8 protein-coding genes are annotated in these 8533 nt (G+C 51.2%); 5 read left to right on the forward strand and 3 right to left on the reverse strand.

The window, feature by feature from the left end:
* Window positions 1-677 precede the first annotated feature (677 nt).
* From C7B82_RS32250 to glyQ, 3 genes are all read left to right on the forward strand, one after another.
* Window positions 678-827 carry a hypothetical protein gene (locus C7B82_RS32250; protein ID WP_181357464.1) on the forward strand — a complete coding sequence of 50 codons (150 nt, stop codon included), beginning with the start codon at window positions 678-680 and terminating at the stop codon, window positions 825-827.
* A 90-nt stretch (window positions 828-917) separates the two neighbouring features.
* Window positions 918-1184, forward strand: coding sequence for a hypothetical protein (locus C7B82_RS12460; RefSeq protein WP_106256615.1), 267 nt, complete (start codon window positions 918-920; stop codon window positions 1182-1184).
* 260 nt (window positions 1185-1444) lie between these two features.
* Window positions 1445-2338 carry a glycine--tRNA ligase subunit alpha gene (gene glyQ, locus C7B82_RS12465; RefSeq protein ID WP_106256616.1) on the forward strand — a complete coding sequence of 298 codons (894 nt, stop codon included), beginning with the start codon at window positions 1445-1447 and terminating at the stop codon, window positions 2336-2338.
* Between the two features lie 23 nt (window positions 2339-2361).
* Here glyQ and C7B82_RS12470 read toward each other — a convergent pair whose 3' ends face one another.
* Entirely contained in the window at window positions 2362-2949 is a 588-nt protein-coding gene (locus C7B82_RS12470) for a prolyl hydroxylase family protein (RefSeq protein WP_245939855.1), read from the reverse strand.
* A 92-nt stretch (window positions 2950-3041) separates the two neighbouring features.
* Here C7B82_RS12470 and C7B82_RS12475 point away from each other — a divergent pair, with 92 nt between their 5' ends.
* Both C7B82_RS12475 and C7B82_RS12480 read left to right on the forward strand, forming a co-directional pair.
* Window positions 3042-4568 carry a hypothetical protein gene (locus tag C7B82_RS12475; protein ID WP_106256617.1) on the forward strand — a complete coding sequence of 509 codons (1527 nt, stop codon included), beginning with the start codon at window positions 3042-3044 and terminating at the stop codon, window positions 4566-4568.
* 165 nt (window positions 4569-4733) lie between these two features.
* On the forward strand, window positions 4734-6485 hold the full coding sequence (locus C7B82_RS12480; protein ID WP_106256618.1) for a pentapeptide repeat-containing protein: 1752 nt from the start codon (window positions 4734-4736) through the stop codon (window positions 6483-6485).
* A gap of 28 nt (window positions 6486-6513) precedes the next feature.
* Here the strand turns inward: C7B82_RS12480 and C7B82_RS12485 are convergent, their stop codons facing one another.
* Both C7B82_RS12485 and C7B82_RS12490 read right to left on the reverse strand, forming a co-directional pair.
* The gene (locus C7B82_RS12485; protein ID WP_245939856.1) at window positions 6514-7224 is read right to left on the reverse strand and encodes a GntR family transcriptional regulator; all 711 of its coding nucleotides are present in this window, start codon (window positions 7222-7224) and stop codon (window positions 6514-6516) included.
* Window positions 7225-7696: 472 nt separating this feature from the next.
* Window positions 7697-8419 carry a response regulator gene (locus C7B82_RS12490; protein ID WP_106256620.1) on the reverse strand — a complete coding sequence of 241 codons (723 nt, stop codon included), beginning with the start codon at window positions 8417-8419 and terminating at the stop codon, window positions 7697-7699.
* Between the last annotated feature and the right edge of the window lie 114 nt (window positions 8420-8533).

Consider the following 8533-nt stretch of genomic DNA (forward strand, 5'->3'; position numbering starts at 1 on the left):
GTTAAGTCCGTTCCGCTTGCGCTTCACTTCCTCTCGACCGCTTAGCCAATATAACGGTAAACCAAGAAGCGTGTCAACAGCTTTTTCAAATTAGTTTGAAAAAGCCCTGAGCAACTTTGGCGAAATGCCTACCTACTCGGCGTTTGCTCGTACAAAAGTCTGTCGGATGCTCTTCTCAGTCGATGGATAGGATGCTTTTGTGAGCATCATGGCTAAAGCTGAAGCAATGGCGACCGAAGATATACACCGTTAGAAGCCCCCTTCAACTGAATCGACATAGCCAAGGCTGAAGTATGCAATTTCGATGCTTTCAGTTGATCCTTATGGTGGGGATTCGTCACTAGGGAAGCGAAGATGCGGATTGGCTTTCTGGATACTGCTGACTACGACTACACGATTGAGACGGTCTATCAGCGCCTGTTGGGTGGTTCAAGTTCGGCGCGGTATGTTACCTGGCTAAGGAGTTAGTCAGACAAGCACAGGATGTTTTTTTACTGAATAAAACTACAACGCCCGGTGTCTTTCGTGGTGTAACGTGTTTGGCCTTTGCAACTATGCCTGTTAAGTTCGCCAATCACTTGATGTCTTGATCATTGTCAACGTGGCACATCATGGTCGTCAGCTTCGGGCTGTTTTGCCAGAACGAACCTGTTTGATCTTGTGGTCAGGGCATGCTCATGACCAACCCGCCATTAGGAGGATTGCAGGCAGCAGACGAGCGCGGCATTTATGACGGCTTTGCTCAGGTCAGTAATACCAAATCTCGCAATAAACACTACAGATACGCCCTCACCCTAAATCCCTCTCCCACAGGAGAGGGACTTTGAATCCGGCTCTCTTCTCCCAAGGGGAGAAGGGTTGGGGATGAGGGCAAGATCTGTAGCCTTTACTAATTGATTTGGTATAAATGGCAATCTATGCAGTTTCAGCAGCAGTTTGCCATTGATTCCCAGCGCATTCGAATTTTAAGGAATGGGATTAGTCGGGCATTTCACAGCGATAGCAGCCGATCGCTCATGCTTACAAGCCAAAAGCAGTATCCCCCAGTTCTGGCGTATACCAGCACGCCCTTTCGAGGATTAGGCATTTTATTAGAGCTTTTTCCAGCGATTCGTCGTGCGGTGTCGGGGGCCATCTTAAAGGTGTTTTCTAGCATGAACGTCAGCAGCAGCTTGGTAACTTAGCGGTAGTTGAGCAAATTGAGCACTATTTACAGTCATTAGCTGAAAAGGTTTGAAAACAACGATCCAACTGCGAGGCAGAGACAGACCTGCTGCTGGAGCGTAACAATAGTGAACGAGTGAACGCCGATCGTTGCCTCCTTCACCGCCGTCTGACGATCCTGCAATCCTGTTGTAGTGGTATCTGGAGCGGAACACTTTACGGCACAATGAAAAGGCAACTAAGAGTCTCTGGACTCCGACGTACTCCCAGGAGGAATGCCTTGAACTTCCAGTCTGTCATTGCGGCTTTACATCAATTTTGGAGCGATCGTGGTTGTTTGATCGTTCAACCCTATGACACTGAGAAGGGGGCAGGAACCAAGAGCCCGCATACCTTTTTACGCGCGATCGGCCCTGAACCGTGGTCTGTAGCTTACGTAGAACCCTGTCGGCGACCAGGGGATGGTCGGTACGGGGAAAACCCAAATCGGGTGCAGCATTATTACCAGTATCAGGTGCTGATTAAGCCATCACCTAGCGACATTCAAGAAACCTATCTGGACTCTTTAAGAGCATTAGGCATTCAACCAGAAGACCATGACATCCGTTTTGTGGAAGATAACTGGGAGGATGCAGCGGTTGGTGCCTGGGGTGTGGGCTGGGAGGTGTGGCTGGATGGTATGGAGGTGACTCAGTTTACTTACTTTCAGCAATGTGGAGGGCTGGATTGTCGCCCAGTGTCGATCGAAATCACTTACGGGCTGGAACGTTTGACCATGTATCTCCAGGGTGTGAATTCAATCTTCGACATTCGCTGGAATGACACGCTGACGTATGGCGACATTCATCTGCAAGGTGAAATTGAAGGCTCAACGTACAATTTTAAGGCGTCTGATCCAGAGTTGCTGTTCACCTTGTTTAAGCTGTACGAGCAGGAAGCAAAGCGGCTGATGGAGGCGGAATTAGTCTTGCCAGCCTTTGATTATGTGCTGAAGTGTTCGCATACATTTAACCTGTTGGATGCGCGGGGTGTAATTTCGGTGACAGAGCGGACACGCTACATCGGCAGGATTCGGAACCTGGCACGTCAGGTTGCGCAAACGCATCTGCAGCAGCGGGAGAAAATGGGCTTTCCACTATGCTTAAAGCCGGAAAAATTAGCGCTGCATCACTGAGCAATTGGCATCACTAATAGTCACTAATAAAAGAGCCAACTGGTGAAGGAATATTTGCGTCCTCGGATGACGGGCAAGGACTGGTGGGGATGAGTGTAGTAAGAGGGAAAGACGATCGCGCTGCCTGCCTGGGGCTTGACTTTAATATTTTGGCGATCGAACAGAGTTTCGCCACCTTCAAAATCATCGTTTAGATAACCGACAATGCTGATATCGCGAGTTGGGATGCCATTGGACACTTCCTGAAAACGGCTGGCTAGAAGCAGGTTGTCGACATGGCGCTTGTAGCGTTGTCCTGGCTTATAGCGCAAGATCGAACACATTTCTGCCTGGGAAAACTTGATGCCATAGTGTTTAAAGAGCAAGTCCTGAATCACTCTGACTTTGGTAAGCAGGATTTGATTGGTCGATTCCTGTAGCTGCTGCCCTGTATTGCCCAACGGCAACATATCGCTGCTACGCACATCGGTATCAACCACATTCACCAGAATGCTGGATGGCTTGAACTGACAGCACTCTGCTACCTGCATTACATGGCTACAGAGCGATGGTTCCAGCAGGTGCTCAATGAGCAAAATGTCTGATCCCAGATCTTTGAACAAATGTCCCACAAGCTATCCTTAATCCAATTGACCAAAACGTCAGGGCACGAAACAATAGATCTCTGAACGGCCAAGTTGATGCCTTTACCTAGAGTGCCCCATTGACTCGCTCAAATTCTACGTCTACATTGCGCTCGTTAACGCAGCCCATCGATCGTGTTGCTATCGTCCTCATAGTAGCGCTGAGCTTGCTGATTGGCATCCTGCTGCTGAGCGGGAATCACGCCTCCGCTCGTGTGCGGGACTTTAGCTGGCAAAACAAACAGGTTGGCGCTGATGATACAGCGTTTACGCTCACCTTCAGTCGTCCCATGAACCATGCCAGCGTGGAGTCAAACCTACGCATTGAGCCACCGCTTTTGGGCAAGGTAAGCTGGGCCGGACGACGAATGGCTTACACTCTCAACACACCCGCTCCTTACGGCACTCAATTTCAAGTGCAGTTACAAAAAGCCCAAGACCGGTTTACGGGCAGCGAGCGCGGGGCGATGCAGCCGTTTACAGGCACATTTCAAACACACGATCGCGCGTTTGCCTATATTGGCGTTAGCGGTGAAGAAGCAGGGCGGCTTATACTCTTCAACTTAAACCAGCAGCAAAAGCAAATCCTGACGCCCAAAGAAATGGTGGTAATGGATTTCAAAGCTTATCCTCAAGGTGAGCGGCTACTCTTTGCAGCGGCAGAGCGGACGACCGAGCCCACCGTCCTGACTGAGCAGAAGCTTTATACGGTCACGACTGGCATTCACGTAGATTCACCCATCCAGCCAGATGCGGCTCAGGCATCGCCAGCAAAGGCTTTACCCTCTCCAGCGCCTGCTGGCACGGTGGCGCTAGTGCTGGATAACAAAGACTATCAAAACCTCAAATTTGACCTCTCTGTAGACGGCAATGTCATCGTTGTCCAGCGGGTCAATCGTAAAAATCCCAATGATTTTGGCCCCTGGTTAATGAAAACGGGTGAAGGAGCCCAGCCACTGAAAGGTGAACCAGGCGGTGATTTTTTGATCACGCCAGACAGCAATTCGCTGGCGATCGCCCAGGGTCAAGGGCTAGCTATTTTACCCCTACAGCCAAATGCTAAACCGCTGGACTTTCTGCCTAAATTTGGGATGGTGCTGAGTTTTGCTAGAGATGGTTCGCTAGCAACTATGGTGAAGTTTAATACTGACAATACGCGATCGCTCTTTTTGGTTGGTAATCAGAACACTCAAAAAGAGCTGCTACGCACGACAGGCTCCATTCTGAGCACGCGGTTTGATCCCACTAAAAAAACGCTTTACTGCTTGCTGACAGAACTCTTAACAGGAGGCAACATCTATCAGGAACAACCCTATCTAGCAGCGATCGACCTGAAGACCTCAAAACTCCACCCACTGGTCATGCTGCCGAATCAGCGAGACGTTCAGGTGAGCCTGGCACCTGATGGCTTAGCGCTTCTATTTGACCAAACCACAGAAGCCGTGCATGATCAGTCAGCAGCAGATGGACAATTGCGCGACAGCACGGGTAATGCGATCGCTTCTAGCCGTCTCTGGCTACTGCCCCTCGATCCGGCGAACCCTGCTGCTAAACTTCAACCTGAATCGTTACCGTTACCAGGACTTCGCCCTTTGTGGTTGCCTTAGGTTGTCTAATCTATGCCCCTCGACTATCCCCATCAAATCGATTTACTCTGTATCAATCCTGATCTGCGTCAATCCTGAAGCACTCGACAGAAGTTTGGTAATGAGCACCCTTACCTGACGGCGATCGTCATCCTGCTCAAAGGATCTCCTGCTCAAAGGATCAATATGCAAGTACAGGATCTACTAGAGCGATATCAGAAAGGCGAGCGTGATTTCGCCCATGTCAACCTTAGTGGAGCCAGTCTGAGCGGCGTTAACCTTCGAGACGCTGACCTGACTGGCTCTAATTTGACGGGTGCAAATTTAAGCTGGGCTTTTTTGAGCCGCACGAACCTCACGGGGGCGTGCCTGAGACGGGCAGACCTTCGCAGTGCATCACTTAACAACGCCATCCTCAACCAATCCATTCTCAGCGGTGCCAACCTCAGCAAAGCCGATCTACGGCTAGCGAGTCTCCAAAATGCTGACCTTAACTGGGCCATTCTCCAGGAAGCCGATCTGAGTGGTGCGACCCTCCAGGACGCAAAATTAGACCAGGTCAACCTGGAGCGGGCAAAACTCAACAGCAGTTGCCTCACGGGAGCCGAGCTGATGGAAGCGAATCTGCGCCGTGCCAATCTGGCGGGTGCTAATCTCGATCGCGCCAATCTGCGAGAAGCACATTTGGAAGAAGCCAACCTGCGGGAAGCCTCGTTGATCGGCGCCAACTTAATTGAAGCGAATCTCAGTGGCGTTTACCTGCGACAGGCGAACTTGACTGAGGCAGACCTGCACCGCGCTATTTTGACCGGAGCCGATCTGAGTGAAACCATCCTTAACAGCGCCGATCTGAGTCGAGCCAACCTGGCTGGAGCCTACCTTTTAAAAGCCAGCCTGAGCAAGGCGCACTTGTTACGAGCGAACCTCCAAGATGTTTACCTGCTAAGAGCCGACCTCAAGACAGCGAATCTGCGCGGAGCAGACTTACAGCGAGCCGACCTCAGTGGGGCTTATCTAAGCGATACATCCTTAAATGAAGCCGACCTTAGTGATGCCTATCTACTTGAGAGCCATCTGATCCGCACGAATCTAGACGGCGCGCAGATGACCGGTTGTTGCATCGCCAACTGGCATCTAGAAGAGACCGATTTCTCTAAAGTCAATTGTCGCTATGTGTTCACCCAATTTAACTACACCACCAAAAAACCGACCGATCGCTACCCCGTAGGGCGTGACCTGGAAGCAGGCGAGCTTGGGCGACAGTACCAGGAAGACAGTGCGCTGCTGGAAGTTCACCTTACGGAAGCGCCGAATTGGGAAGCGTTGGCTTTTACGTTGGCGCAGATCGATCGCGAAGGGAACGGCTTGGGGTTGACTGTAAAATCCTACGAAGCCTTAGACGAGCATTGTTTAGTCCGGTTGAAGGCCAACCGTCCAGTCAATGCCAAGCTTCTCTCGCGGCGGATCTTTCAGCTCTATCCAGAAGTCTTGCAACGTCTGCTAGCGAACCGCAGCGAAATTTTCGACCTACTGGCGATCGCCCCCCGTGCCATTGAACCAGACTTACTGCTAGAATCACCACCTCAACCAGCCCAACCAGAACTGAAAGCGCTCCCTTCTCCCGATCGACGCATCCGTCTGTATCAAGAGGTCGTGCGGCAAATTCAACATATTATGATGTATCAAACTCCCGAAGAGTTTGTCCAAAGCGTGCAGCAACTGCTTAATTATTTAAGCAGGCAAGGCATTGCGACTGAAGACATCCAGAAGAAGGTGATCAGTCAAGTCATTACCCAACGCGCTAAACAAGACAAAATTTTTCGCGCCCATATGCAGCGATGGGAGAAAACCGCTCCTGAAGTGGCTCGGCTGTCTACGGTGGGGCAGGCAGTACGCCTGGCGATCGCCTTGATGTGGACTGAGACGAAGAAACTGTAGGGAGAGGAGCACAAGAGTAGAGGCGCCTCTACTCTTTGCCTTCAATCTGCTCAATTTCGCGAATGACGCGCTCTTTGCTAGCGGTGAGATGTTCTTGCATCGCCTGGACAGCAGCAGCGACGTTACGATCGCTCACGGCAGCGTAAATGCAGCGATGCTCACTGCGCACTTCGAGGACACCGGGATTGTGCTGCATCGTACGCAGTCGCAGCAGCATCATCTTGTCAAACACTTGATCAAGGAGCGCCACAAGCCAGGGATTGTCTGAACTTTCAGCCAGTAACCGATGAAACTGATAGTCCATGTGCAGCAATTGATAATTGGTGAGCTGATGGGCTTCTTGACCCACTGCTTTCTCTGCCTGCTGAATGGCAAGGTCGATCTGCTCAAGTTGGGGCGTTGTAGCATGGCGACACGCTTCGGCAACCGACACCTGTTCCAGGGCAATGCGGCAATCATAAAGGTGCGCTGCATCCGTTACAGAAAGTCTGGCAACACGCAACGCGCCGTTCTCGTCGGTGGCAATTAAGTTCTCTCGCTGCAGTTGCCGAATCGCCTCGCGGATGGGTGTGCGGCTCACTTGGAGCAGGTTCGCAAGCTGAGTTTCTACCAGGCGATCGCCCGACGCCAGTTCGCCTGACAAAATGGCTGTTCGCAGCGTCTGATACGTCTGTTCATGCAGCGACTGGGCGCGTTGAAGTGGGCGAGGTGAAAGGGTCAAAGCAGGTGGAAGAGCCAAAATTGATACTCCTTGAGTGTCGGAGAAAGGTGCAAGATCTGCAAGCAAAAGCCGTGTGATCGACGCGAGTACTCTATGGCAGAAAACACACAAGACAACAGCCACTAGATCGAATACAGTATGCAAGCACTCGTGTACTGCATACATCATCCTCGAAAAGTGATGATCCAGTAAGGGGTGTGCAACCTTATGGCTGCGTCGGTCTCTGAAGTCGCGCAAGCCGTTTCAATGGGCTTATGGCAACCCAAGTTTGACGAACGTCTGCACCCTCCAACTGACTCCATACAACTGTCCTCAGCCAAAGAAGCCGAGCAAAGCAGCACAGCCTATCACTTTAACTCAACGCCACCGTTAAAACGATGCCTATGCAGACTCCTACCGCTGTCCAGGCGATCTGCCGTGAGGGTAGGAATTGTTCATAGGATGGCAGTTTCTAGTCTAAAAAGCGCTGACTGCGCGGAGTTTGAGTCCGTTACCCAACCAACCCCGATCGCAGTGCTCTTACGGCTGCCTGAGTGCGGTCATCGGCACACAACTTGTTGAGAATATTGCGGACGTGCGTTTTCACAGTGCCGACCGTAATGTAAAGCTTTTCAGCGATCGCGGCATTGCTACACCCATCCACGATCAACTGCAACACCTCAAGCTCGCGCTCTGTTAGAGGATACGCTTCAATAATCTGGTCGTACTCTGGCTCAGTCGCATGGATAGAGACCGTTTTGGACTCCGACGATGCTCCGTCTGCGGCGCTTTGACGCGCCTGGTGGAGCACCACACGAGCGATCGCGGGATCAATCCAGGCGTTGCCACTATGCGTTACTCGCAGTGCTTCGGCGAGGCTATCCAGACTCACATCTTTCATGCAGTAAGAATCTGCCCCAGCCGCAAACGCAGCGAGCACAACATCATCATTATCCTGCAGGGTCAAAATCAGGACTTTGGTTGCCACGGTCGCTGGTTCTGCCGCATCCGCTTGCATTTGCTTGAAGCGCCGAGTGAGCTCAATGCCATCCATATCAGGCAGGCCAATATCGACGATCGCGACATCTGGCTTAGCAGTCTCCAACAGTTTCAGCCCATCTGTAGCGTTAGCCGCTTCACCAATGACATTAAATCCCCGCTGTTGCAGTGCGGTACGCATCCCGACTCTCGTCAGATCGTGGTCTTCAATGAGGGTGATCCGAATGTCTTCCATACTTCAGTTTCCTCAGTTCAAAAAAAATAGCGGGGTAAGGGACTAGCAAACAAATAAGGTACCGATTAGGTTGGGGCAATTGAAATATCCCATTTAGGTAAGCTTTCAGAACGC

The organism is Stenomitos frigidus ULC18, from assembly GCF_003003795.1.
Taxonomy (GTDB): Bacteria; Cyanobacteriota; Cyanobacteriia; order Leptolyngbyales; family Leptolyngbyaceae; genus Stenomitos; species Stenomitos frigidus_A.

Coding starts and splice junctions, on each gene's coding strand:
- C7B82_RS32250 (WP_181357464.1), top strand. CDS start 678: ATGACCAACCCGCCATTAGGAGGATTGCAGGCAGCAGACGAGCGCGGC.
- C7B82_RS12460 (WP_106256615.1), top strand. CDS start 918: ATGCAGTTTCAGCAGCAGTTTGCCATTGATTCCCAGCGCATTCGAATT.
- C7B82_RS12490 (WP_106256620.1), bottom strand. CDS start 8,419: ATGGAAGACATTCGGATCACCCTCATTGAAGACCACGATCTGACGAGA.
- C7B82_RS12480 (WP_106256618.1), top strand. CDS start 4,734: ATGCAAGTACAGGATCTACTAGAGCGATATCAGAAAGGCGAGCGTGAT.